Source organism: Peribacillus sp. Aquil_B1 (assembly GCF_022603275.1).
In the GTDB taxonomy this organism is placed as follows: domain Bacteria; phylum Bacillota; class Bacilli; order Bacillales; family DSM-1321; genus Peribacillus.
Genome location: NZ_JAKXEE010000001.1, coordinates 108,229 through 133,438, shown reverse-complemented (window position 1 = coordinate 133,438; position 25,210 = coordinate 108,229). Strand labels below are relative to the sequence as shown.

Genomic DNA, 25,210 nt, shown 5'->3' with positions numbered 1-25,210 from the left:
GCTCCACCTTCCTTCTCATATAACGCTTACGAGGTTAGCTGTCGGATTCGGGCCTTAGAGTAGCCCTACCTTTTAAAGGATTCACCCCTTGGATTGTAGACAATCCCAATAACGGGTCCCCCGCACCATAAGGTTTAAGCGATTTAGAAATATGAAACTGTTGATTATCATACTCCCGTGTAATGGAAAAGTAAATGAAAATTTTGCTCAAAAACTGAAAAATTCTTTGTTCGTGAGGTTTTGTTTTGACGTATATAACATAAGTCCTGCAATGACATGATTCGAAGGTCGGAAAGGAGGTAAGTAAACGTCTAATACAGAAATAATCCAGGAGTCGATGAACAAAGGGTGGTCTGAAAAGGAAAAAAATCAGCCTCATGGAGAAGGCGTTGAAAGAAATTAACCAGTTCTGCCCCAGCTCGGATCGCATCTGTCCGATAGGGGCACTATTCCACTGATTCACCTAATTAGTTCCTTCCTTCTTGAATTGGTCTCAAATTGCCTTTTTTAAAGACAAAATATTTCTGGCCAATATAGTTAAGCACGGTATAAAAGATTGTTCCTATGAGAACAGCCAAATTTTGTTGTATGGATAAATGAACGGATCCTTCCAGAGATTCTGCAATAGCTTGGCCTATAGAATAAGCTGCGGAATAACAAATCAGGATGACGCAAAAGAAACGGGCAACTCCTCGCCGCCATTCTATATCGCTTTTAAAGGTAAAAGTCCTATTCAAAAGAAAACTCGTTATAGCTCCCGTACCATTGCCGAAAAAGGTGGAGACCCAGTATGATAATTCAAGGACATTCATAAGAAAAAGCATGATGGAAAGTCCAACCGCTGTATTGACTATTCCAACCAATAAAAAACGGATGAAGGAGTTAGTGTGTTTTAGATAGTTTTTCAATACTGTTCCGTTCATTGTCCAGTTGCTCCCGTTTTTTCAAATCGAGCGGATTAAATAGATCAAGATCAACAATATATTTAGGCCGGCGTTTGGATTCATTATAGATTTTACCGATATATTCCCCAATCAAGCCGACAGCAATCAACTGCAGTCCGCCGATCAACCAAATGGAGGTGATTAATGAGGTCCAACCAGTTTCAGTCTGTCCATAAAACTTTAACCATAAAAAGTAAGACCCAAAAAGTAAGCTAATGAAAAAGGAAAGACATCCTAGCCATAAGACAAGCCGAATCGGTGTAACTGAAAAGGAAGTAATGCCATCAAGCGCAAAAGCAACCATCTTCTTAAATGGATATTTCGTTTCCCCGGCCAATCTTTCTTTTCGGTCATAATAAACAGAGTCCGTCTTAAACCCAATGAGCGGGACAATGCCCCGTAAAAAAAGATTCGTTTCATCAAATCGTTCCAGCTCCGCGATCGCCCTTTTGCTCATTAGCCTGAAATCGGCATGATTATAGACAAGGTTAACCCCCATTTTGTTCATCAATTTATAAAAACCAGTTGCAGATGTCCGTTTAAAAAATGAATCAAGGTCCCTTTTCTGGCGGACACCATATACGATTTCACATCCTTCATTGAATTTCCGAATGAATTCAGGGATGACTTGAATATCATCCTGTAAATCTGCATCAATGGAAATCACACAATCCGAGGCTTCCTTGGCTGTAAACAAACCTGCCAGAAGCGCATTTTGATGTCCTGCATTCCTGGAAAGCTTTAGCCCGCGAACATATTCATTATTGATCGTTTCCTTATAAATGATCTTCCAGGTTTGATCTTTGCTTCCATCATCAACAAGCAGAATTTTACTCTGACCAGAAACAACGTTTTCTTCGACTAATCCCCTCATCAATCCACAAAGCTGGGAAATGGTATCCTGCAAAACGCTTTCTTCGTTATAACAAGGTACAACAATCGTTACTATCGGTGAATTCATTCTATTCCCCCCTTTCACATGACTCTGTATAAATAAATTTTCCATTTGCTGCCTTTTTTCGTGAAAACCCTATCCAGTACCAATCCGTTTTCCTTCGCGTTGTTGATTGGGATGGCAGAAAATATATACTTCCCGCCTAATCCTTTAAACGCATCCATGTTGAGGTCCAAATTTTCCAGTTCTTTCTTTGAGCCTTTCTTGAACATATAATGCTTTCCAAGCTCATCGGTAAATAGGTAACAACGTCCTCCCCATTCATCAAAGTAGATTCTGATGTTTTTATTCTTAGCCAATTCGTTTTCAATTATTTGACGAAATTGATGTTTGTAAGAAAGCGGATAGAAATTGTTATAGCTATCGAGGGTGTAAAATCCATTAAATTGTGCGATTGCAGGATGCAGTCCAATGCTAGCAACACGATACTCTTCCTGTGGAAGGTCAATATGATCTTTTATTTCCTGAAAAAGGCTTTCTGAATAGAACTCTTTAAAAGAGGGTTTTTTATTGTGAGTGATTTCTTCATTGAAACCCATTAAGATCAGAATTTGAACGGCTATGAAAATAGAAAGGGTTTTCTTAGCATAGTCGCTGTGTTCCCAAATGATTTTTATCGCGAGGGCAAAGCCCAAGTAAATCACCATCGGCCTTAAAAAGTGAAATCTGGCAAAATTAAAGGTATCCAGGGTATGGAACCTTTCCGTTAAAGGAAGCCAGCCTTTATAAAACCAAAATGCGTACCATGCTGAGAGTATAAAATTCAAGCCGAATAAAAATACATATACCTTTTCCTGTCTCCACAGTTTTTTGGTCAGAATGATATAAAGGGCAAAGACGGTAATCGGCAGAATGATAAGCGCATGTACAGTCATGACATGCGTATGTCCAAGAACGAAATTTTTGAAAGTAAGCTTGATGACCCAATCGAGCGGCAGCCTGGCGTGAAAATATTCATCTCTGCTGTTTGGCTCCGAATCAAAAATGAATGAAGACACCAAACGATACTCCACCAAACCAAAAATGAAGGTCATATACACGATTGAAAGAAGGAATGTTATATTCCACCCTTTTCCCCTGATTACATCCGTTAACCAAAGAAGGCCCATTGCAGCTAGGAAGAAGAAAAAACCAAGCACAATGCTTGAATAAAGCGGTAAAAGTGTAAGGACCAAATAATTCTTCCACGAATGGTCCTTGCTGCGAATATTCAAAAAAGCCCAAAGTGCCAGCGGCATCCCGAGTGTACTGAGCATTCCCGATGGCCAAAATGGGGTAAGGGCAAAGGCCAAGGATGTTCCAACCCTGATCCAACCTGATTGTCTTCCTGTAACCAAATGTTTCTTCAATAAGATATACATGCCAAAGAATGCAATAAACCTTGTTAATGCCTGGCTTATTGCATATGCAACCATTGTCGGGAAAAGAGCATGAAGCCACACGATAATACTGAACTCACTGCCAAAAGCATTACGTGGCAGCCCATTCATGATCTGCGGAATTCTGGCGTCAATTGCACCGAATAACTCACCGCTTTCTGAAAGGACTTTATACCAGGCAAGGTTGGAATCCAAATTATCATGTACACGAATATGCGCATTTTCTCCGAGGATGAATAAAGGAGAAAGATATAAAACAATGACGATTAAGGCAAAAAGGATTTGTGTTCTCTCTTGTTTTTCAATTGGCAAAATATACACCTCTTGACTCAATTCATATATCCATAATATTTGCTTTAAATGTAAATCTATTCTTTTTCAGGGATTTATTTTCACCTTTTTTGATATAGGTCAACCAATTGCCACATAAAATGAAGGGTAGAATAAAAAGCATATAAAAGAACCTTAAAAAGGGGCTGGGCTATGATAAAGAAAGCGGTGATTCCAGCAGCCGGTTTAGGAACACGGTTTTTACCTGCTACGAAAGCTCAACCAAAGGAAATGCTGCCGATTGTCGATAAGCCCACCATTCAATATATTATCGAGGAAGCGGTTCAATCAGGGATTACAGATATTATCATCGTTACGGGTAAAAACAAACGTGCCATTGAAGATCATTTCGATAAATCCATTGAACTAGAAATGCTCCTGCAAATGAAAGGTCAAAATGAGCTGCTTAAGATCGTGGAGAACATTTCCAACATGGTGGATATCCACTATGTAAGACAAAAGGAACCACTAGGTCTGGGGCATGCAGTTTTATGTGCCAAAACTTTTATCGGAGACGAACCTTTTGCCGTCCTGTTAGGGGATGATATCGTGGATAGCCAGGTTCCAGCTTTGAAGCAGTTAATGGAACGGTATAACAAGGTTCAAGCGAGCATTATCGGATGTAAGGAAGTGTCACCTGCCAATGTCTCCAAGTATGGGATCGTAAATTTCCAAGAACGATATGAGGATTTATTTCTGGTAAGAAACCTAGTGGAAAAGCCAAAAGTGGAGGATGCACCTTCAACACAGGCGATTATTGGCCGATATATTTTATCACCTGAAATTTTTGAAATCCTTGAAACCGTTCAGCCCGATCGGAAGGGGGAAATCCAGCTTACTGAAGCTTTAGACCTTTTGTTAGAAAAGGAACCATTATACTCGTATATCATCGAAGGAAATCGATATGACGTCGGCGATAAATTCGGCTTCCTTCAAGCCTCAATAGATTTCGCCATGAAACGACCTGAACTTCGTGATCAGCTAATAACATATTTAAGGCAGCTGTTCCCTTAATCAAGTATATAACCCAAGCCCAATTGCCCTGAGGTGATTGGGCTATTTCCACATTGGATTCAACCCTTTGATGGTAAGATTTCGACGTACCATAATCTCTAAGCTAAATATACTGTCTTCTATAAATGCTTCCGTGAAATGTAAATGCAAGTGAAAATGTTGGACAAAGAAAGAATAATTTATTAAAAGTGAGGTTATGTTGATAACGTATCCTTAATAAATGATCCAAACAACGATATCCAGAAAGGATTGTACATGCATAAAAAATCTAATAATCCGATAATATCAGATGAATTCTTAGATCAAGTGGTTAAGGAAATCAATGCAGAATTTGGCGGGCCCATTAATGAAAAAACTGATCGTCTCCAACATGGAGACGATGAAGAAAGAAGTTAAATCCCACATCATAAAATCTAAAGCTTTCATGAAAACCTCTGGCTCTATTCAGCCAGAGGTTTTTTATGGCTAACTTAAGTAGCTTTTTCTTCATAGAATTATCCGCCCTTTCTTTAACGACTTGTCCAAACCAATTTAGCTGACCCTCATAGAATGATTACATGTAATTATTTTAAAGAAAGGGGAAAAACCACATTGAGCCACGCTGATGATGTCTTCCGCACTTCTCCAAAGGTTCCAAAAGGAAGGCTGATTTCCGGACATACAATGGAGTTTCAAGCAGATCCCATTGGCTTTCTGACCCGATTGGCCAAGGAATATGGAGAAGTCGCTAAATTCCGTTTAGGCCCATTCCAAAATGTTTATCACGTTTTAAATCCTGATTTAATAAAACAAATACTCGTAACAAAACAAAAATCCTTCATCAAATCCAAGGACTTCAATGTTTTAAAACCGCTTATCGGTGAAGGTCTGCTTACAAGCGAAAAAGACTTTCATATGCGACAGAGAAGGCTTATCCAACCCTCTTTCAAAAAGACTCATATTAGCCAATACGCCAAGGATATGATCGATACCACAATGGATTTTATATCAACTTGGCAACATGATGAGGAACGGATCATAACGAAGGATATGATGGACATCACTCTCGGGATAATCAGCAAGACGATGTTCAGCATGGAATTCAAGGATGGGTATGAGATTGTTGGAAAACCGCTGGAAAATGTTTAAGAATTACAGTCAAAAGGATGAGAAAGATTTTCCGTATGCCATTATGGGTACCCACCAAAATCAACCGTGAATATAAAAAGGCGATACGAAGACTTGATAAAGTGATTTACGGCATTATTGAAAAAAGGAAGAACGACACAGAAAAACATGAAGACATGCTGGGGATCCTGATGGACGCCCGTGATGCAGACGACGGATTAGGTATGACAAGCCATCAGGTCCGTGATGAATTAATGACTATTTTCCTTGCCGGTCATGAAACGACAGCAAATGCTCTTTCCTGGGCACTGTACGCAATTTCGAAGCATCCAGAAATACAAGCCAAGCTTTTCAATGAAGTGAATAGCATAATCGGTCACCGGACACCCAAGCCTGAAGACTTCATGAAATTACCATACACTCAAAATATCATTCATGAAACACTTCGCCTGTACCCGCCACTTTATATCTTATCCCGTGATGTGACGGAGGATGTCGTAATAGGAGGATATCGCTTTAAAAAAGGCGATATGATTCTAATAAGTTCTTATGTGATGCAGCATGATCCACAGTATTTTGATCAACCGGAATTATTTATTCCTGAGCGATTTGAAAATAACTTCATGAAAAGCCTGCCTGCGTTCGCTTACTTTCCATTTGGCGGAGGGCCGCGGGTTTGTATCGGCAATCATTTTGCCATGATGGAAGCGGTGTTTGTCCTGGCCTGCATTGCAAAGCGGTATAGGATAAAGCTTGCACCTGACCATCATGAAGTAACCCCTCTTTCATCCCTTACACTCAGACCCAAGAATGGACTGCGCATGGTGATAGAAGAAAGAGATGCAGAAGCCTTCGAACCTGGCACATCCAATTTTTGAAGTAAAAAGAACGATCTCATGGTTCGATTAACGCCTAAGAATGACTGGCCTATTCTTTTAGAAAGGAGGGATGAAAAAATGTATATGCTCCATTCACCACGGAAGGGAATCATCCACACTGAATTGCACTATTTAGGGATGGCCTCACAGGTATATACCGGTTATTTGGAATTTCTAAGCGAAATTGAACCGATACAAGAAACCGAATACCTACAGACACCCCCTCTCCCCTTTTTATATGAAAACGGATAGTCTCGTTAGCTTCTCCCGCTTCGTCCCTTATATTAAAAGAAAAACCGACCTTGAATGGTCGGTTTTTTGTTATTCAGCAGTATGTTCCATAACCCTTGCCGCCTCTAGTGCTGGCTCCAACAATTACTAAAAGGATAAACAGAACGATTATAAAGGCGAAACCTCCTCCAAATCCAAAAGCGCCATCACTCCTTATTCATTTTTATGGAAGGACTTGAACTGATTACATCATCGTATTCTCTTCCAAACAAAATCTCAGAATTATTACGATTAAACGGAATTATTTTTCTCTCTTTTCAATATGTATTTCATTCAATAGAGAGCCTTGCGCCGATTGGTTAATTTTCCCTATGATTCATTTCATAAAATCCAAATACTTTCAGATAATAAAGACAATTCCTTCCTTACGGATTAGGAATCTATTCCAGTTCACCTGCCTAAATTGACATTTTTCCGATTCATGATATATTAATATAATACTTTAACACGTGAAAGCGTTCAATAAAAGAAGAAATTCCTAGTTTTACTGATAGACTATTTTATTAAAAGGAAAGGCATGAATAAAATGGAGCAGACTCATCAAGATTTAAAAAAGGGCCTATTGCCGAGGCATGTCCAGTTCATTGCTTTAGCCGGAATGATAGGAACGGGGATTTTTAAGGGGAGTTCCGATACATTAAATATGGCAGGTCCAAGTGTTGTAATAGCCTATTTAATAGGGGGGCTATTGTTATTTATTGTAATGGCCGCATTAGGAGAGATGGCAACCGCTTTTCCTAATTTGAACGTACAGCATCTCATTAATAAAGCTTTTGGGTTTCAACTATCCTTCATTGTCGGATGGCTCTATTGGTTTAACTGGATTATCGTGATCATTGTGGAAATAGTCGCAGCCGGAAGTTTTCTTCAATATTGGTTTCCTGCAGTACCATTATGGCTGTTAAGTATCCTTTGTGCTTCAGTAATTATAGGAATAAATTTGTTTCAAGTTAAATACTATGGAGAACTCGAATTTTGGTTCGCAGGAATTAAAATTATAACCTTGATTGCCTTTATTATTTTAGGAGCTTTGATCATGCTAGGACTTTTTCCTAGTTCTGCTTCATTTTCTAATTACACGGAACATGGTGGTTTTTTCCCCCAAGGAATTGACGGAATGTTAAGTGCACTTTTAGTCGTAATGTTTTCATATGGTGGTGCAGAATTAATTGGTGTAGCCGTTACGGAAACAAAAGATAGTCAGCGAGTCATCCCAAAAATCATTAAAGGAACAGTATGGCGGGTGATTCTTTTCTATGTCTTGCCGATATTTATTATTTGCGGGGTAATACCTTGGAACCAAGTAAGCACTGAAGTAAGTCCTTTCGTTCAGGTTTTCAGCTTATCGGGTCTTCCCGGAGCCGCCGATATCATGAATTTCGTTCTGTTAACCGCTGTCTTATCAGCTGCAAATTCAGGTATATACGCTACTTCAAGGACACTGTTCACTCTTTCCCAAAACGGGGAAGCGCCTAAGGCATTTTTAAAAACAACGAAAAAGGGTATCCCGCTTAATGGTATATTTTTAACTACATTATGCATATTGGCTGGTGTGTTTTTATCCTATTTGTATCCCGAACTGATTTTAAGCTACCTTATGGCCATTCCTGGATTCACAGTTTTATTATTATGGATCAGTATTTGTTCCGCGCAATTGAAGCTGCGTAAGCAATACATTGGCAAACCAGGTTTCAAGGTAAAATGGTACCCATATACAACTATATTAGCCATCACGGCATTAAGCATTATCTTTTTGGCATTTATCTTTAATAAGCAAAACATCATTGGAACCACAGTATGTCTTGTCACGTTAATGATATTTATCCTTCTTTCCTTTATTGTGAAACAAAAAAAATAGAAATATAATTCCCCCTGCATTTAATAGGGACTTCAGACTGTAGGCAAACTCGATGAAACTCGAGTTTGCCTACAGTTTTTTTAGTGCAATAGACCAACTGGCGTTTCTTTACATTTGTCTATAGTCTGCCGGTTCCATCAATAGAAATGGTCTCACCCCTAACCATGATTTTAACAAACTTGGTTACGCCTTTTGGGATGAAACCCTGCGACATCCCTGCCGAATAACTGGCTAGTCTAGCCCCAGCTAGATGCTTGCTTTGATGAGGCTTGGCAGGCAGTCGGCAGAAAGAGAGCGGATTTCTGAATTTTTTTTCTGAAGAATAAAAGTGAAACAAATTTGGATTTAAAATACTCGTTTGCTCCATTTTCAACATACATATGTTAAAATAACCAATGAACCAATCATCCTACAAATTTGAGGTGTATATTTTGACCATATCTAAAACAAATCGATTATCACTTGTAGAGCAAGTGGTTTCCCAAATCGAATCGTTAATCGAATCAGGTGAATGGAAAATTGGAAATCAAATTCCCCCTGAAATGGATTTGATCCAACAGTTCGATGTAAGCAGAAATACATTAAGGGAAGCTGTACGATCACTTGTTTATGCAGGTCTTTTAGTAACGAAACAAGGAAAGGGGACATTCGTAAGGTCATCAAGTGCCTTGGGGGCTGCTTTTGAAAGAAGGATCCAGCAGTCAAGTTTATTAGAAACGTTAGAGGTCCGTCATGCCCTTGAAAGAGAGGGAGCTCAGTTAGCGGCATTAAGACGTAATCAAGAAGATATAGAACAATTGCGGTTTCATATAACAGCATGCAGCAAAGCTGCCGAAGCAAAGGATATCAAGGCTTACGAAGAAGCCGATATAAAGTTGCATAAATCGATTATGGGTTCCTCACATAATGATTTATTGATTGATTTGTACGAACATATGGAACACTCCCTGCATGAATCCATCCATCAGATAGTGGAGATGAGTTCTGATGTGAACTTTCATTTGAACATTCATTGCAAACTTGTAGATGCCATCATCGAACAAGATGTGAACCGGGCAATCGAAACAGTGAATGAATACATTGCACAATTCAAAAAATCTATAGAGTGAGTAAGGAGGAGATTATGGGCATTCATCAAGCGGCAAATCAACTAGAACAAACAAAAATGGATATTAAAACCAGAGTTGGACTACTCATCATCGGAATCATACTTCTTGGGGCAAACCTTAGGGCCCCCTTAACATCGGTTGGCCCCCTTGTCACTTCGATCCGTGATAACTTGGGGATATCTAATACATTATCAGGTTCATTAACGACATTGCCTTTGCTTTCCTTTGCTTTATTATCACCGTTTGCACCTAGGATAGCACGGCGTTTTGGAATTGAGCTTACGCTTTTCCTTTCCTTGATATTACTAACAATCGGAATAGGAATACGCTCAGTTGGCGGGGTGCCGACATTGTTCATTGGGACCATTTTAATCGGGTTAGCCATTGCAATCGGCAATGTATTGTTACCAAGTCAGATTAAACATAACTTTGCCAGGAACATCGGTTTGATGACAGGAACTTATGCTGTTTCCATGAATTTATTTGGCGCAATAGGTTCCGGGATCAGCATTCCCCTTGCTTCTTCTTCGGGATTGGGATGGGCTGGGGCCCTTGGATGTTGGGGAATTTTATCGCTTATTACAGTTTTCTTATGGATGCCGCAATTAAGACGGCCATCCAAGTCAGGGAAGGATGTACAAACGGCACAAAAGGATAAAAAGATTAACTTATGGCGTTCTGGTTTAGCCTGGCAGATAACATTCTTCATGGGTTTGCAATCGTTTATTTTCTATACAGTAATTACCTGGATGCCGGAAATCCTGGAGCAAAAAGGCCTGAACGCTGATGAAGCTGGTTGGATGCTATCCATCATGCAGCTTGCAGTCATCCCAATAACATTCCTTGTACCAATTTTAGCTGGACGCTTACAAAGTCAGCGTCTGTTAGTGGTCCCGCCTGTCGTCTTCCTTATTGCAGGGATATTCGGCATATTATATGGAAGCACTCTCTTCATACCAGTATGCATGATATTGATTGGGATTGGAGTTGGAACCATATTCAGTTTATCGATGATGTTCTTTAGTCTTCGAACACAAAGCACCCATGAGGCGACGGAATTATCAGGAATGGCTCAATCATTCGGGTACCTCTTAGCTGCGATTGGACCAGTATTATTCGGCTTGCTTCATGACATTACACACAGCTGGACAGTTCCCTTATTGATGTTGGCCGCAATATCGGCACTTATTTTCATTGTTGGAATGCGTGCAGGAAATAATGAATATGTAACTACTCAGTAAAGGTAAAAAAGGTTCTAAACGGCCATGGTCCCGGTATTGTACCGGGGCCATTTACATACCAGCCGCTGATAGCAGTACGACAGGTTCCTATTTCGTGACTTTAATTTTGAATAAAGAGTATGGTCTGTGGTTTAAATTGGGAAGGAATGTATGGCGTTCTCGCTTCGGTCATTTCGTGGCTCCCTTATCTTTAGTAAATTATCAACCTTAAACTCTGTCAGATAAGTAAGTTTCACCTTCTCCTTTTGGAGAAAAAAGAAATGACCTAGGCTTAGACGAGGTAAATTTATTTGCTGCACATTACTGTTCATTATCAGTGGGGTAAAGTACAAAGTGAAAAATGCCTTAAGTCGGATCTCAATCCATGTCTTCTTCAAATGGATATAAAATATTAGGATTTAAACCATACCGATCAATGAAATTCTTTCGAGTGAACATCTTAATTTCTTTTAATTCAGAGGGAGTTGGAAATGAAGAAACTTTATATACAGGAATGTGTTCGATATTAATTAACTGCCCTAAATCTGTGGTTATTAAGATATCAAACCCATTTTTTCTAAAAAGTGAGTCTATATCGGAAAAATCCATTACATAAATATTAAGTTTGTTTCCGAAATGATGTTTTAATACTTCACGAATATAATCTTTCTCTATATATGATCGGCAAATTAATGCAGTCTCAATAACCATTTGGTTTTGTTTTCTTAAAATCGAAGCTTGGACCAACATGAATATCTCTAATATTTCTATATTTTCAAAAGAAATAGCAAATTCATCCGATATGTATTGTGCTATTTCTTCAATGAGCACAAATAACTCATTATCCTCAAAATAAGGAACGAATTGTAAAATATTATTTATTCTCGTATCCGTTTTTAACTGTAAGTCAAACGATATCCCACGAAGAGTTTGTGCAAATTCGTACATGAAAATATCATCCTGAGAAACATCCAGCCCAATTTTCTTTGATAGATTAATTAAAAATTGACCTAAAGGCTTACCGCTATCCGAATTAAGTTTGGAACGAATGTACCGAAGTTCTTGGGTACGATTTAAAGACATTTCTTCGCTCATAAAATATAAAGAAAAAAATAAAATTTCAGAAATCTGTTTCTCCCTACTTGGACATTTCACCATGAATTTAAATAGTTTCTTTGATATTTCAAATGCTGTGGATGTTTCATTTTCATCTATAACCACTTTTGGAAATGTCACAAAACAATTATGGGTTATGCGAATGTTGGAGATATGAAGGATTATCGCTAGTCTTTGTATGGCACCCATGTGTAAAGAAGTTGTATGTTCCTTTAATAGTTCCAATAAAGTGTCTTGAAACTCCTTAAGATTAAAGGAAGTAATAAAATCATTTAAATTGCCGGACATATACTCTACATACTGCATGATGAATCTTCTGATCTTTATTTCATCCCCAACAATTTTAAAAGGACTATTTGATAATTGAACTTCGGCATTTTTTAATACTTCTTCTATTTTTTCTAACTGTCGGTATACTGTGGAGCGACTAATATGTACTTTTTGAGTAATATACTTTATCGTTACTCCATTGTTAAAAAGAATTAACTCCAAGGTTTGAAAATAGGTGTTTTCACTTTTAAGATGAAACCAAAGTTCTTCTAAGGTGCCGTTTTTAGGTTTCATTAACCTTACGCCCTGCACTTCATTCTTATCAATTTTCCATTCAGGCGGAAGATTTGAACTCATATGCAATATATCCCGCCATAATGTACTTTTCGAATAACCTGTTTTTTTTGATAGCTCTGTTAAACTACACCAGTTATCCTCATAAAATAAATGATACAGCAGTTTTGAATAGCGGTCAGTAAATCGATTCATACAATCACCTTTAACTTTATTGATTTTCATATCTTTTCTTATTAAAAATATTAATATATAAGTTGAGTATTAATACCTAATATTTATAATTATCCCACGTTTCTTTAAAAGCAACAGAAAATAAACACTACTTACTACCCAAATTTACCATAATTTTATTCCTGCGTCGTTTCATATGTGGTATGGGGAAATCAATTATTGAAACTTATCTTTGATGTAACAAGCATGACCCGTCGATTATTATCAACAAGCTATGTATAGTTGTAAGGTATAAAATATAAATACGGTTAGTAATATAACCCAAATTAACAATGAAGCATTTCATTTTAGAAACAATTTCTTTTGCATTATCAATCGTTAAGCAATTATGTTTTCTTTACAGCATTCATTTGTTCTGGACAAAAAAAAACACCTCATTCTTTTATAGAGGATTTAAGAGAATACACCTTAAAAGAATGCAGTGCTTACTATTTAAATAGCAACGCCTCAAAAGCAGTGCTCCATGTAAAAAATCGGTAAAGAGGTTTATGAAAATGAAAGGTTAAATTGATAGAAGGCATCCATATTGAGGAGGAAGAACAAAGTATTCATAGGTTTAATACATTCCCCAACAAGGTTCAATAGAATATTGAAGATACATCGTCTTTATATGTTGATGTGATAAGTCAAGAAAAAGACTGTGTAGAATCGCTTGACGGCCTGGTGTGCCATCTGCCATTCTATTCAACAACCGCTACTCAACAATTTTCATAAGGGGACCCCCTTTGCAGATTCTCTACATAAGCCTGGTTAGTCTTTACCAAATGGGATATATGCGCTAATTCGAACTTTTCATGCTTAGCATCAAAGGAAAGAAGCTCTGCTTTTAAATCATTTCTATAGATGTAAATAATTTTATATTCCCTTGATTTATAAATAACTTTATCACCAATCTTCATAAGCACGCTCATTTCTACTGTAGATTTAAAAAGGCTCCCAAAATGAATTCATTTTCAAAAGATAGGATGATATGGGGAAATTCATCCTGGATCTTTCTTTTTTAAAATGATGGTATGCAGTTCTATCGCTTTTATATTTTCAACCAGTCTTTTTCTTGTAAGCTCAATCTCTCTGAAATTCAAACTATTTCGGTTATTGGATAAACATACTAAATTGTCGATATCTTGATAAATCTGTTTAAATGTAATTCTCATATTTTGGTTTGCCTCCTTTTCATTGTAAGGAAGGTAAATTATTAAACGAGCTTTGGTATATCTGCTAAATTTGTCTGCATGCAGCAGTTCCTTTAATGAATTAACTCGTATCACACGACGAAAGAATCATTGGGCTAATTTGGACGGTTCAAGTACTTCCTTTACAATTTCCACGACCCGCTCTTGATCTTCAAATGTCATACCCGAACCGGACGGCAAACATAAACCTTGTTCAAATAACATACTTGAAATGCTTTTATCGCCGCTTTCTGTAAAAAATGCTGCATCTTTAAAGACAGGCTGTAAATGTAATGGTTTCCATACTGGTCTGGACTCAATATTTTCTGCTTCTAACGCATTAATCACGTCAATGGATCGTACTCCATTGATTTTGTCGTCTATTGTTAATGCGGTAAGCCAGCGATTCCCCATCGTATCTTTTAATTCAGGCATGAAGGTAATGCCAGGTATGTTCCTTAACGATTTTTTATACCGATCAAAAATTTCTCTCCGAACTTTTACACGGTCATCCAATACTTCTAATTGAGCACGGCCGATTCCAGCTAGAATATTGCTTAAACGATAGTTATATCCAATCGAGCTATGCTGATAATGAAGCGCTTGATCACGTGCTTGTGTTGATAGGAAGAGAGCCTTATGTATGTATTCCTCGTTATTTGAAACCAGCATGCCCCCTCCAGAAGTTGTTATGATTTTATTTCCATTAAACGAATAAATCCCTATATCACCAAACGCTCCTGTTTGCTTCCCCTTGTATGTGCCACCAAGGGATTCGGCCGCATCCTCTATTAAAGCAACCTTATATTTCCCGCAAATGCTCTTGATCTCATCTACCTTTGCACTTTGTCCAAATAGATGGACCAAAATTACAGCTTTTGGAATTTCCCGATTTTTCCTCGCATATTCCAAAGCCAGTTCCAATGCCTTAGGTGACATATTCCATGTATCAGATTCGGAATCAATAAAAACAGGCTTCGCACCTTGATAGATGATGGGATTGGCACTGGCTATAAAAGTTAATGAAGAACAGAATACAGTATCACCAGTGGTGACTCCCAATACTTGCAATGCCAAATGAATGGCCGCAGTTCCTGAACTTACTGCCAACGCCCCCTTAGTTCCTGCATATTTGGCAAATTCTTCTTCCAAAGCTTTTACATTCGGTCCTAGCGGCGCTATCCAATTTGTCTCGAACGCTTGGCTAATGTACATTTGTTCATTCCCACTCATATGAGGAGGCGAAAGATACAATCTTTTATTCTCCATCCCACACACTCCTTATTCTATTATCCTAGCTGGGGACCCCACAGCCGTAGATGCATCAGAAATGTCTTTAATAACGGTTGCACCGGCACCAACCGTACACCATTCCCCTATTGTTATGCCAGGTATGACCGTAGATCCAGCTCCTATCAAGGTACCCTTTCCTACCTTGACAGCTCCTGTCAAGGTAGCACTTGGTGCTATATGGATAAAGTCATCAAGATGGGTATCATGCTCAATGACTGAAGACGTATTAACAATGACGTGACTCCCCACTTTAGCGCCAGCGTTTAAGACGACATTAGGCATAATGACCGTTCCTTTACCTATGGAGACATTTTTACCCACTATAGCGGTTGGATGAATGACTGTCTCATAATCCATTACATCTAAATTCAGTTCGTTTACGATTTTTAATCTTAAATCGTTCCTGCCTATCGCAATAATTACCTTAAATTCAAAATGAATAAACAAGCTTTTATAACTTAAGATGGGTCCAAAATATACATTTCCCTTTCTTTTCAGCACTTCGTATCGATCATCTAAAATGGCCATGAGCCGATATTCACCCATTGCTTCAACAATATCTTGAACAACTTTTGAGTGCCCGCCCGCACCGATTATTATGATTTTCTTCAATTCAAATCACTTCTCACATCATCAAATTTGGAGTTTCTTGATTTCCTCGTTGTACAGTTGAATATTGGTAAACCTTAAATCAATATCATTCATCCTATTATCCAACAAATTTTTGGGTTGTGACATGGCCTTCCTGGGTAATGGCTTCTTGTTTACATACTTTTATCAAGGTAAGGTATATGATCTTCATATCCAGTAAAAAGGATTGGTTTTCAACGTACCATACATCAAGCTCGAACTTTTTCTCCCACGAGATTGCATTTCGTCCATTCACTTGGGCCCACCCCGTCATTCCAGGCCGGACATCATGCCTCCTTGCTTGTTCGGAAGTATATAACGGGAGATATTCCATTAATAATGGCCGTGGGCCTACAAAACTCACATCCCCTTTCAAGATATTGAATAATTGAGGTAATTCATCTAAACTTAATTTTCTAAGTAATTTCCCGAAATCGGTTAATCTCTTCTCATCAGGAACCAAATCCCCTTTTTCATCCTTTTCATCTGTCATCGTTCTGAACTTATACAAATAAAATGGTTTGCCATTAAGGCCTGGCCGCTCCTGCTTAAAAATGACAGGTGAACCTAATTTCAAACGGATGAGGATGACGATTAACAGCATAAGAAGTGAACAGGATATAAGCGCCAGACAAGCTATCAATAATTCAAAAACCCGTTTCATTTTTTCCTCCCAAATTACCATTGTGTATCGATATCAAGTAAACGAAGGTATACTTCAGATAAGCTATACAGAATTCTAGTCATTAATTGCAAATTTCATCGCATCTATTATTCTTACTTCTTTTTAACAAGGTGAACATATTGCCCAATTTCATTCATTGAAAAACGGAAATTATCAAATTTGCCTGAATGTGTAACACTTGCTTTTCTGATAATTGCTAACATCACCCGGATTTGAGGCATTATCACGGTATTGGAATTTTGTTATTCTTCCTGTAATTCGCCAAATGCAGCATTCTTTCTTTTAACGTTTCTTCGCTCATGTCATCAAATGTTGTGATAATCTCTTTTATCGCTTTCCAATTTACCTCTCTTGGTTTTCCAATATGAATTTTCGGATAGATCTGATTTAAGTAAACTTCATCTTCCCCAAGCAATTCTTCGTATAATTTTTCACCTGGCCGGATTCCGGTATAAGTTATCCCGATTTCTTCAACGGTGTAACCTGACAGTTGGATAAGCTTTTTAGCGAAATCGACAATTTTGACAGGTTCGCCCATATCAAGTACGAATACCTCTCCGCCTTTAGCCAGAACTCCTGCCTGAATGACTAATCTTGAAGCTTCCGGAATCGTCATGAAATAGCGAATCATATCCGGATGAGTGACTGTCAAAGGTCCACCTTTTTTAATTTGTTTTTTAAAGAGTGGGATGACGCTGCCATTACTGCCTAGTACATTCCCAAATCGGACCGTTACAAATTTAGTATGACTCGACGTACTCTTATACTGGATCATCATCTCTGCTAAACATTTAGAAGCACCCATTATACTTGTCGGATTGACGGCTTTATCTGAAGAAACCATGACAAAAATATTCACCATGCCTGCCTCCGATGCCTCCGCGACGTTCATCGTGCCTATCATGTTATTTTTCACCGCTTCTTTAGGGTTGGACTCCATAAGCGGTACATGCTTATGGGCGGCTGCATGATAGACTATATTTGGATGATGATGGTCGATTACCTGAAACATCCTCCTCCGGTCCTGAATGTCCGCGATTTCGGTCACGATCTCAATTGTATCTGCATAAGCCTCCCGCAACTCCAACTCGATCGCATATATGCTGTTTTCACCATGCCCGAGCAATACAATTTTAGCGGGATTATACTTCATGATCTGGCGACAGATTTCCGATCCAATTGAACCGCCGGCACCGGTTACTAAAATTGTGCTATCAACAATCTTTTCTAAAATCCCTTTATCATCAAGTTGAATGGGTAAGCGACCCAATAAGTCTTCCATCCGGATATCCTGCAATTCATTAATTGGAACCTTGCCTTGAACAATCGCTTCCAGGCTAGGGACAATTTGAGTCTTTTTACAAGCTTTGGTGCACTCCGAAAGAATCGCATTTATTTCCTCTCTTTTCAAAGAAGGGATCGCAATCACAATATGTTCGATCTTGTATTGCTCGACCACATGAGAAATATGTTTTGTTGCTGCTACTACAGGTATATTGAAGATTTCTAAACTTAGCTTCGCTTTATCATCATCAACGAATGCAACAGGGACTAAGTCTATATTGCTGGATTTTAACAACCGACTCGTTATCATCGTCCCTGCAGATCCGGCTCCAACGATCAACGTTCTTTTTTTATTGGGTGATTGCTTAATGTATCGTTCAAAATAGATCCTCCATGCCAAACGTGAGCACCCAATCATGGCCATATATAGAATACAAGTAATGAAAAGCTCTCTACTATATAGAAAATCGGTAAAGTATAGCTGAAAGACGGTTGCAATGGTAATAGAAAAGGCCGTTACTTTGAATATATTGAACATTTCCCTGATACTGGCGTATTCCCATGCTTTTTTATATTGTTTCAAATAAGCAGTAAAGAAATAATGACATAAGAGCAAAATAAGCGTAATTGTCACTGTAAATGCCGGAAGTTCATCATATGGATGTAATAACCAATAACTTAAAAATACAGCCGTCACAACAATCATGGCGTCCAGTAGGACTAATGTGAAAAGCCGGTTATAATATGTCAAATCTACTTCTCCCCATATTAATATTTTTAGTCAAACAAGAGTTCCTTAACTTTCAACCCGGACAATACATTTTTGGCATTTTCATTAAAGGCGTCGACCATTTCTTGTCCGAAATTCTTTTCAATCAATTTATGTGCTTCCCTGATCTGAAAACCTCTTTTTCCAATATTATGAGCATCTGATGCAATAAAATGAGAAAGACCTGATTGGACTAAATATTTGGAAAACCTTTTTGTTCTCCATCCGAATTTACCTGTGATGCTCCCTGCTGTTATTTGTGAATACGCACCCTTCCAAATCAGTTCTTTTAAAAGTTGCGGATTTTTTATTATTTCCAAATTCCGCTCTGGATGAGCGATGATCGGTGTCATCCTTTTCATTTGCAGATCATAAATTAATCGCTCCGTATACCTTGGCACATGGTTAGAAGGCAGTTCGAGAAGGATGTACTGCGAACCATTCAAGCCCATGATTTCATTATTATCATAATCATCTGAAAGTTCATCGGATATCCTTATTTCCTGCCCTGGCCATACCTTTAGCGGGATTTCGAGATCAGCTAGCACTAGGTTTAATTTTGCAGTTTCATTGACGACTTTTTCCTTATCATTTTCATATATCCCCTTATTATAATGAGGGGTTGCTATGATGTTGGAAATTCCTTGATCTACAGCTTTTCTCGCCATTTCTATACTTTCCTGGATATCTTCAGCACCATCATCCATCTTCGGTAAAATATGACTATGAATATCAATCATCGTTATCCCCTCTTTGGCCTAATCGCGAATGTAAAATTCATACTACTTCCAAACTACTATTTTCAGTTACCATAGTAGTAGTATTCGTCTGGATGCTCTTGTTTTTTCTTATTTAGGATTGCGCCCAAAAGCTTTGCATTTGCATTCTCAAGTAATTCCTTCGCTTTTTGTGCTTGCTGTATTTCAGTTCTTCCGCTGCTGACCACTAAAACAACGCCGTCTGTCATATTCGCTAATACTTGAGCATCTGTAACAGCATTAACAGGCGGTGTGTCCAGAATTACTAAATCATAATTCAGCTTTGCTTCATCCAACACTGCCACCATTCCGTTAGACCCTAGCAACTCCGATGGGTTTGGGGGAATTGGCCCACTTGTCAACACATCTAAATTAGGGAAAATGGAAGGTTGTACAGCTTCAAGTAATTGATTTTGCTTTGATATGATATTCGTTAACCCCAAGTAGTTCTCCATACTAAAGTTAGTATGAACACTCGGCTTTCTCAAATCTGCATCAATGATGAGAATGCGTTTCCCTTGCTGAGCAAAAACTGCTGCGACATTGATTGAAGTCGTCGATTTTCCTTCACCTGCATTTGCAGAGGTGAAAATCATCGTCTTTATGTCTTTTTCCACAGCGGAAAATTGAAGGTTCGTTCGTATTGTCCTATATTGCTCCACAACAGGTGACTTCGATTTCAACATGGAAATACTGCTTCTTTTTTTAATTTCCTTCTTTTTATGCCGTTTATTGCGTGTCAAGCTTTTCACCTCTTGAGGTTGTAATTACAGATTTATAACTTCCGTTTTTTTTTTATTTTCGATTAAATTCACGATGCCTAGCATCGGGATCTTTAAATGTTCTTCAATATCAGACTCAACCTTGATTGTTTTGTCGAAAAATTCGATCATGAATGTAATAAATAAACTTATGATTAACCCTGCAAAACATGCAACGATCGTATTCATGATTGGGTTCGGTTTTATAGGTGAGGAATTATCTCCTATAGTTGCTCTGGATAAGACATTGACATTGTCCACATTCATAAGCGTTTTTATTTCATCTTGGAATATGTCCGTAATTGCGCCGGCGACACTAACGGCAAATTCGGGGTCAGCACCCTCAACTTTAATGGTAAATATTTGTGAATTACCATTACTGACAATTTTGATTTGTTCCGATAATTTTGCATTTGATATATCAAGATTCAGTCGTTCTTTGACTTTTTCTAACATCATCGGACTTTTTATGATCTCGCTGTACGTTTCGATCAATTGAATATTGGTTTGAATCTCACCTACATTGTAAAGCTCTGATTTTTCTTTGGATTGATTGACTAAGATTTGTGTAGAAGCTTGGTAAACAGGCGGAAGAATGAAAAAGCTAACAATTCCCGTTATCGCCGTTATAAGGGTTGTTATAATAATAATGAGCATGATGCGTTTTTTTACCATCTGCAAAAGATCTTTTATATTGAGTGTCTCCCTCATTCAATCAACTCCAATCCTTCTAAAATAATTTTCAATTTATCCTTTGCTTATTTCCGGCCCCTATAATTTTGCGACCTTATCAGAAAACAGTCCATTTTCCTCCATCACATTTTTGGAATCGAATATTAATGAAGCATGATCATGGACACTTTTCCAGTCAAAACAATTGTGTGGTGTTCCTATGACAACTAAATCGGCTTTTTGAAGAATGGCAGCATCGTATTTTTCCACCTGTAGAACTTGTTCATTGATTCGGATTTCTTTTGCATAGGGTTCGATGACGGTTAGATTCTGGACCTTGTTTTGTATTCGTTCAAGTAAGCGGACGACCGGGCTTTCCCTTAAATCATCAATATCACTTTTGTAAGTTGCACCTAAAACCACAACATGTGAGTGTTTCATGAGCTTGTCATTTGCTGCAAGCAGTTCAAGTATGCGCGTATAGGAATAGTGAACCATTCCGTCATTAATATCCCCAGCCAATTCAATCATTTTGGTCCGATGACCATGTTCTTTCGCTTTATAGAGCAAGTAGTATGGATCGACCGGTATGCAATGCCCCCCGACACCAATGCCTGGGGTGAATTTCATGAACCCGTATGGTTTTGAAGAAGCCGCATTGATCGTTTCCCATATATCAATTTCCAATTCATTACATAAAACCGTCATTTCATTGACCAAAGCCATGTTAATCCACCGGAAAGTGTTCTCAAAGATTTTGCTTAATTCTGCAACACGAATCCCATTAACACGATGAGCTGTTGGGCCGATGAACTTGCACGCTAGGTCTGTACAGGTTTCCGTCATTCCTCCGACAACCTTTGGAGTGTTGCTTAAATTAAACCTTTTATTTCCCGGATCTATTCTTTCCGGAGAATATGCTACAAAAAACGTCTCTCCAATCACATATCCCTTATCTGTCAATGGTGTACAGATATATTCTTCTGTCGTTCCTGGATATGTTGTACTTTCCAAAATAACCAATGTACCTTCTTTCACATGTTCAGCGACAATTCTCCCTACATCCCTAACATACGAGATATCAGGTTCCTTCAAATTATTAACTGGGGTCGGAACACAAATCAAAAGGACATTCATGTCTCCAAGCTGCTTCATATCCGTCGTCGCTGTAAACCGCTTTTGGTTTATCAATTCTCTAAGCCCGTCATCATCTACATCATTGATATAGTTGATTCCGCTATTTAAACTTTCCACTTTTGTCTCAGAGACATCGAATCCTGTCACCATAAAACCTTTAGATGCATAATGGAAAGCAGTTGGGAGACCAACATAACCCAATCCAATCACTCCGACTTTAGCGGTCTTGTTCTTTAATTCTCTTTGCAGAGCAGATTTGTGCGAGTATTGGGCATTACTTTTTTGTTGTTGCCTTTTTTGTGTTGTCGCTGTTATCATGATTCAACTCCTCCATTTCCCTTACCAGAACATAACGAGTATTTAAAATTATTAGGACACAATGAAAATTCAATACAAATAAACTAGCAAATTCTAACGCCATCTTTCTTAATCAGCAAAATCGACCAGATAGATCATTAATATTTTTTGGTTGATATACCTTCTTAGAAATCAGCCTTGAAAATTCGTCTTGTAAGTTTCCCGTTAATTTTTTTCGTCAGCATTAATAAATTATCATAATTATTTTTGTTGCTGGTTCCAGATTTCGAATGAACCGTTCTGTTTTTGATTCAACTGTTCTTTTGACGTGAGGTACAAGCCATAAAACCGCGTTCAAGTGCATGGTTAGGGTAAAACTAAATCTGTTTTTAGCCAACACACCTATCTCCAGAATTAAATATTTCTTTTTGAATCAGAACTTTTTCCCCACATTTCACATTTATAATGGACGTCCCTAAAAAAAATTAGCAAACAGCTCATAAAAACGAACATAGCCTTTTTCTATCCGATACTCCATTTCTTATCGATCAGGAAAAACAAATCCCCCGATTGAATGGCCTTTAACCGTGGTACCATTCATCGGGGGAACTCCAATATTCAGTCAAAATACAAATTACATACTACTTTCCAGATGCGTCTTCTGTCATGTCCTTCACTTTGTCAATAGTCCATTCCTGCTTATCTTTCGTTTCAGTATTTTCATACCGCACCTTGTAAGGTCCCTTTCCTTCAATCACATAGTATCCATTTCCTTTTACACTTTTTCCTGGAGCCAGTTTGGTGCCCAGATTATCTCCTGGATAGATACGTAGTTTTTTATCCTCTTGATTCCATACCGACATTTCAAAAACGTCTACGAATTTTTCTTCTGCCGTTTTATTAGTCGCCTTCAGCTGTAACTGTAAAACTTTTTTACCCTTTTGCTCTGGGTGCTCGAGCTGCAATGCTTCTTCAATCCCAATACTTACGCCAGATATGTCTTTTTCCTGTCCTGCAACTACTTTAGCAGTGGTGGAATCCGTTTGCTTTGACACTCCTCCCGGTTCATCCTTAGTATCCTTTTCTCCTGACATACAGCCTGTCAAAAATATGGTTAAAGTTAATATACAGATTCCAATACTTCTGAACCTTCTCTTTAATAGCATAATCTCACCCCTTGAAAAATATCAAAATCCTTTTATAACTGAGATTCTTCAATATCTTATCTATATTTCTGACTCTCTTTACATATGGTGATCTTTTTAGTTTGAAACGAAGACATCATAACAGAAGGGGTTTTTCAAGCATGTAAGAAGGACCCACTTCCAATAGGAGAGGCCTTCTTACATCATTATCACATTGATTATTTAACTATTGTTTTTGCTACATCTCCGCCAATTACTAGAGGTCCATTATCTACTTCAATGACATCACCTGCTTGCAATCTTCGAGTAGCCCCATTTTCATCCACAATAAACCGGCTGTAAATTTGGTAACTTCCATCCGGATTAATGAATCCTGCCCCAGTCTGAGTAAGGGACACTGTTCTCTGTGCAATTCCATTCACTAGCAAACGGAGACTCTTAGTTCCCTCCGGTGCCTTGCCCGTAACATAATCTGCATTAGGAGCTACAGGATTCACCTGCAGTTTCTCCGCTTCCTTGATTACCGTAGTATGAGCTTGCAGATTCGATGGAGTCCGAACACCGTAGTCAACCGTTACGATATCGCCTACTTGTAGGGTTTTATTATTTCCATTTCCGTCCACTCCTACGTACTTACTGTATATACTGAATGTTCCATCTTCATTGACAGGTGCCGTACGAAGCGCTTCCCCATTTACCAATAAGCGAACGATAGTTGCCCCTTCAGGTGCAGTTCCAGTTATAACCTCTGCATTTTGATACACAGGATTTATCTTGACTGGTTCGCTCGGCATAAATTGAACTACTCTAACAGTTGAACTATTACTGACATTCCCAGCCGTGTCGGTAAGAGTAACTGTAAGAACCGTATGGACTGGTTGATTTGGAATCGCAACCGCGAATTTCCCATCTGGACCGACAACCCCGGTATAGGTTTTCCCATTAATGGTGACAGTTACTTTAGTATCCGGCTCTCCAGTTCCTGTTACCTCTTTACTGTTTGTTGTAACTTCATTCAGTTTCGGTGAATTTGGAGCCGTTATATCTTTATCCAATAGATCTTGCGCTTTGTTCAACAAATCTTGGAGACGGTCTTTTTCTGCACCTTCCGGAAGCTTATTGATCGCTTCTTGGGCTTCGTCAATTGATGCTTGATCCGTCGTGTCTTCCAATGTATCGAACTTATCGTCCGTGAACAGATTTTCCACTTTATTCTTCGCATCGGCTAGATCCTTTTCTGCTTGTTCTTTTTTGTTCAATAAATCTTGCGCTTTGTTCAGTAAATCTTGCAGACGGTCTTTTTCTGCACCTTCCGGAAGCTTATTGACCGCTTTTTGGGCTTCGTCAATTGATGCTTGATCCGTCGTTCCTTCCAATGTATCGAACTTATCGTCCGTGAACAGATCTTCCACTTTGTTCTTCGCATCGGCTAGATCCTTTTCTGCTTGTTCTTTTTCGTTCAATAAGTCTTGCGCTTTGTCCAGTAAATCTTGCAGACGGTCTTTTTCTGCACCTTCCGGAAGCTTATTGACCGCTTTTTGGGCTTCGTCAATTGATGCTTGATCCGTCGTTCCTTCCAATGTATCGAACTTATCGTCCGTGAACAGA

24 protein-coding genes and 1 riboswitch are annotated in these 25,210 nt (G+C 38.5%); of the genes, 8 read left to right on the top strand and 16 right to left on the bottom strand.

Annotated features, from left to right (window positions below; all coding sequences use genetic code 11):
• Positions 1 to 7 precede the first annotated feature (7 nt).
• Positions 8 to 151, bottom strand: a riboswitch (cyclic di-AMP (ydaO/yuaA leader).
• 316 nt (positions 152 to 467) lie between these two features.
• The 3 genes from MPH60_RS00685 to MPH60_RS00675 are packed head-to-tail and all read right to left on the bottom strand — an operon-like array spanning position 468 to position 3,590.
• Positions 468 to 923 carry a GtrA family protein gene (locus MPH60_RS00685; RefSeq protein ID WP_241589363.1) on the bottom strand — a complete coding sequence of 152 codons (456 nt, stop codon included), beginning with the start codon at positions 921 to 923 and terminating at the stop codon, positions 468 to 470.
• Positions 883 to 1,905, bottom strand: a complete 1,023-nt coding sequence (locus MPH60_RS00680; protein WP_241589364.1) for a glycosyltransferase family 2 protein — start codon at positions 1,903 to 1,905, stop codon at positions 883 to 885. The genes MPH60_RS00685 and MPH60_RS00680 overlap by 41 nt, the downstream gene beginning before the upstream one ends.
• Before the next feature lie 14 nt (positions 1,906 to 1,919).
• The gene (locus MPH60_RS00675) at positions 1,920 to 3,590 is read right to left on the bottom strand and encodes a DUF6044 family protein (RefSeq protein ID WP_245406208.1); all 1,671 of its coding nucleotides are present in this window, start codon (positions 3,588 to 3,590) and stop codon (positions 1,920 to 1,922) included.
• Positions 3,591 to 3,761: 171 nt separating this feature from the next.
• Here MPH60_RS00675 and galU point away from each other — a divergent pair, with 171 nt between their 5' ends.
• From galU to MPH60_RS00655, 5 genes are all read left to right on the top strand, one after another.
• On the top strand, positions 3,762 to 4,622 hold the full coding sequence (gene galU, locus MPH60_RS00670; protein ID WP_241589365.1) for a UTP--glucose-1-phosphate uridylyltransferase GalU: 861 nt from the start codon (positions 3,762 to 3,764) through the stop codon (positions 4,620 to 4,622).
• A gap of 255 nt (positions 4,623 to 4,877) precedes the next feature.
• Positions 4,878 to 5,018, top strand: a complete 141-nt coding sequence (locus MPH60_RS00665) for a hypothetical protein (protein ID WP_241589366.1) — start codon at positions 4,878 to 4,880, stop codon at positions 5,016 to 5,018.
• A gap of 195 nt (positions 5,019 to 5,213) precedes the next feature.
• Positions 5,214 to 5,750: a cytochrome P450 gene (locus MPH60_RS27665; RefSeq protein ID WP_272492782.1), complete on the top strand. Its 537-nt coding sequence runs from the start codon at positions 5,214 to 5,216 to the stop codon at positions 5,748 to 5,750.
• 35 nt (positions 5,751 to 5,785) lie between these two features.
• Positions 5,786 to 6,607: a cytochrome P450 gene (locus tag MPH60_RS27660; RefSeq protein WP_272492783.1), complete on the top strand. Its 822-nt coding sequence runs from the start codon at positions 5,786 to 5,788 to the stop codon at positions 6,605 to 6,607.
• 78 nt (positions 6,608 to 6,685) lie between these two features.
• Complete coding sequence (locus MPH60_RS00655) at positions 6,686 to 6,859, top strand: hypothetical protein (RefSeq protein WP_241589367.1); 174 nt, start codon at positions 6,686 to 6,688, stop codon at positions 6,857 to 6,859.
• 73 nt (positions 6,860 to 6,932) lie between these two features.
• On the opposite strand, the gene MPH60_RS00650 is transcribed toward MPH60_RS00655, so the two are convergent.
• On the bottom strand, positions 6,933 to 7,055 hold the full coding sequence (locus tag MPH60_RS00650; RefSeq protein ID WP_241589419.1) for a YjcZ family sporulation protein: 123 nt from the start codon (positions 7,053 to 7,055) through the stop codon (positions 6,933 to 6,935).
• Between the two features lie 369 nt (positions 7,056 to 7,424).
• Between MPH60_RS00650 and MPH60_RS00645 the strand changes: the two genes are divergently transcribed.
• The 3 genes from MPH60_RS00645 to MPH60_RS00635 all read left to right on the top strand — a co-directional run bounded on the left by MPH60_RS00645 (position 7,425) and on the right by MPH60_RS00635 (position 11,106).
• Positions 7,425 to 8,756, top strand: coding sequence for an amino acid permease (locus MPH60_RS00645; protein ID WP_241589420.1), 1,332 nt, complete (start codon positions 7,425 to 7,427; stop codon positions 8,754 to 8,756).
• 431 nt (positions 8,757 to 9,187) lie between these two features.
• Positions 9,188 to 9,865, top strand: a complete 678-nt coding sequence (locus MPH60_RS00640) for a FadR/GntR family transcriptional regulator (protein WP_241589368.1) — start codon at positions 9,188 to 9,190, stop codon at positions 9,863 to 9,865.
• Between the two features lie 56 nt (positions 9,866 to 9,921).
• A complete protein-coding gene (locus MPH60_RS00635; RefSeq protein WP_241589421.1) occupies positions 9,922 to 11,106 on the top strand; it encodes a CynX/NimT family MFS transporter in 1,185 nt (394 codons plus the stop codon).
• 357 nt (positions 11,107 to 11,463) lie between these two features.
• Here the strand turns inward: MPH60_RS00635 and MPH60_RS00630 are convergent, their stop codons facing one another.
• From MPH60_RS00630 to MPH60_RS00575, 12 genes are all read right to left on the bottom strand, one after another.
• Entirely contained in the window at positions 11,464 to 12,960 is a 1,497-nt protein-coding gene (locus MPH60_RS00630) for a BglG family transcription antiterminator (RefSeq protein ID WP_241589369.1), read from the bottom strand.
• Positions 12,961 to 13,979: 1,019 nt separating this feature from the next.
• Complete coding sequence (locus MPH60_RS00625; RefSeq protein WP_241589370.1) at positions 13,980 to 14,153, bottom strand: hypothetical protein; 174 nt, start codon at positions 14,151 to 14,153, stop codon at positions 13,980 to 13,982.
• A gap of 126 nt (positions 14,154 to 14,279) precedes the next feature.
• Positions 14,280 to 15,440, bottom strand: a complete 1,161-nt coding sequence (locus tag MPH60_RS00620) for a DegT/DnrJ/EryC1/StrS family aminotransferase (RefSeq protein ID WP_241589371.1) — start codon at positions 15,438 to 15,440, stop codon at positions 14,280 to 14,282.
• 12 nt (positions 15,441 to 15,452) lie between these two features.
• Positions 15,453 to 16,076, bottom strand: coding sequence for an acetyltransferase (locus MPH60_RS00615; protein ID WP_241589372.1), 624 nt, complete (start codon positions 16,074 to 16,076; stop codon positions 15,453 to 15,455).
• A gap of 97 nt (positions 16,077 to 16,173) precedes the next feature.
• Positions 16,174 to 16,758 carry a sugar transferase gene (locus MPH60_RS00610; protein WP_272492784.1) on the bottom strand — a complete coding sequence of 195 codons (585 nt, stop codon included), beginning with the start codon at positions 16,756 to 16,758 and terminating at the stop codon, positions 16,174 to 16,176.
• A 244-nt stretch (positions 16,759 to 17,002) separates the two neighbouring features.
• Entirely contained in the window at positions 17,003 to 18,814 is a 1,812-nt protein-coding gene (locus MPH60_RS00605) for a polysaccharide biosynthesis protein (RefSeq protein WP_241589373.1), read from the bottom strand.
• 26 nt (positions 18,815 to 18,840) lie between these two features.
• On the bottom strand, positions 18,841 to 19,572 hold the full coding sequence (locus MPH60_RS00600; protein WP_241589374.1) for a tyrosine-protein phosphatase: 732 nt from the start codon (positions 19,570 to 19,572) through the stop codon (positions 18,841 to 18,843).
• A gap of 62 nt (positions 19,573 to 19,634) precedes the next feature.
• The gene (locus MPH60_RS00595; protein ID WP_405390196.1) at positions 19,635 to 20,342 is read right to left on the bottom strand and encodes a CpsD/CapB family tyrosine-protein kinase; all 708 of its coding nucleotides are present in this window, start codon (positions 20,340 to 20,342) and stop codon (positions 19,635 to 19,637) included.
• A gap of 15 nt (positions 20,343 to 20,357) precedes the next feature.
• Positions 20,358 to 21,062, bottom strand: coding sequence for a YveK family protein (locus tag MPH60_RS00590; protein ID WP_241589375.1), 705 nt, complete (start codon positions 21,060 to 21,062; stop codon positions 20,358 to 20,360).
• 60 nt (positions 21,063 to 21,122) lie between these two features.
• The gene (locus MPH60_RS00585) at positions 21,123 to 22,478 is read right to left on the bottom strand and encodes a nucleotide sugar dehydrogenase (protein WP_241589376.1); all 1,356 of its coding nucleotides are present in this window, start codon (positions 22,476 to 22,478) and stop codon (positions 21,123 to 21,125) included.
• A gap of 620 nt (positions 22,479 to 23,098) precedes the next feature.
• Positions 23,099 to 23,623 (bottom strand): hypothetical protein, encoded by a 525-nt coding sequence (locus MPH60_RS00580; protein ID WP_241589377.1) that lies wholly within the window; start codon positions 23,621 to 23,623, stop codon positions 23,099 to 23,101.
• A gap of 197 nt (positions 23,624 to 23,820) precedes the next feature.
• Positions 23,821 to 25,210 (bottom strand): toxin Cry1Ac domain D-VI-related protein (locus MPH60_RS00575; protein ID WP_241615803.1); only part of this gene is annotated, 1,390 nt, incomplete at its 5' end.

Excerpts from the sequence above, each read along its gene's own strand:
- MPH60_RS00625 (WP_241589370.1), bottom strand. The coding sequence starts at position 14,153 with ATGAGAATTACATTTAAACAGATTTATCAAGATATCGACAATTTAGTA.
- MPH60_RS00585 (WP_241589376.1), bottom strand. The coding sequence starts at position 22,478 with ATGATAACAGCGACAACACAAAAAAGGCAACAACAAAAAAGTAATGCC.
- MPH60_RS27660 (WP_272492783.1), top strand. The coding sequence starts at position 5,786 with ATGCCATTATGGGTACCCACCAAAATCAACCGTGAATATAAAAAGGCG.
- MPH60_RS00645 (WP_241589420.1), top strand. The coding sequence starts at position 7,425 with ATGGAGCAGACTCATCAAGATTTAAAAAAGGGCCTATTGCCGAGGCAT.
- MPH60_RS00610 (WP_272492784.1), bottom strand. The coding sequence starts at position 16,758 with ATGAAACGGGTTTTTGAATTATTGATAGCTTGTCTGGCGCTTATATCC.
- MPH60_RS00685 (WP_241589363.1), bottom strand. The coding sequence starts at position 923 with ATGAACGGAACAGTATTGAAAAACTATCTAAAACACACTAACTCCTTC.
- MPH60_RS00600 (WP_241589374.1), bottom strand. The coding sequence starts at position 19,572 with ATGATTGATATTCATAGTCATATTTTACCGAAGATGGATGATGGTGCT.
- MPH60_RS00635 (WP_241589421.1), top strand. The coding sequence starts at position 9,922 with ATGGATATTAAAACCAGAGTTGGACTACTCATCATCGGAATCATACTT.
- MPH60_RS00655 (WP_241589367.1), top strand. The coding sequence starts at position 6,686 with ATGTATATGCTCCATTCACCACGGAAGGGAATCATCCACACTGAATTG.
- galU (WP_241589365.1), top strand. The coding sequence starts at position 3,762 with ATGATAAAGAAAGCGGTGATTCCAGCAGCCGGTTTAGGAACACGGTTT.
- MPH60_RS00620 (WP_241589371.1), bottom strand. The coding sequence starts at position 15,440 with ATGGAGAATAAAAGATTGTATCTTTCGCCTCCTCATATGAGTGGGAAT.
- MPH60_RS00665 (WP_241589366.1), top strand. The coding sequence starts at position 4,878 with ATGCATAAAAAATCTAATAATCCGATAATATCAGATGAATTCTTAGAT.
- MPH60_RS00580 (WP_241589377.1), bottom strand. The coding sequence starts at position 23,623 with ATGCTATTAAAGAGAAGGTTCAGAAGTATTGGAATCTGTATATTAACT.
- MPH60_RS00630 (WP_241589369.1), bottom strand. The coding sequence starts at position 12,960 with ATGAATCGATTTACTGACCGCTATTCAAAACTGCTGTATCATTTATTT.
- MPH60_RS00680 (WP_241589364.1), bottom strand. The coding sequence starts at position 1,905 with ATGAATTCACCGATAGTAACGATTGTTGTACCTTGTTATAACGAAGAA.
- MPH60_RS00590 (WP_241589375.1), bottom strand. The coding sequence starts at position 21,062 with ATGAGGGAGACACTCAATATAAAAGATCTTTTGCAGATGGTAAAAAAA.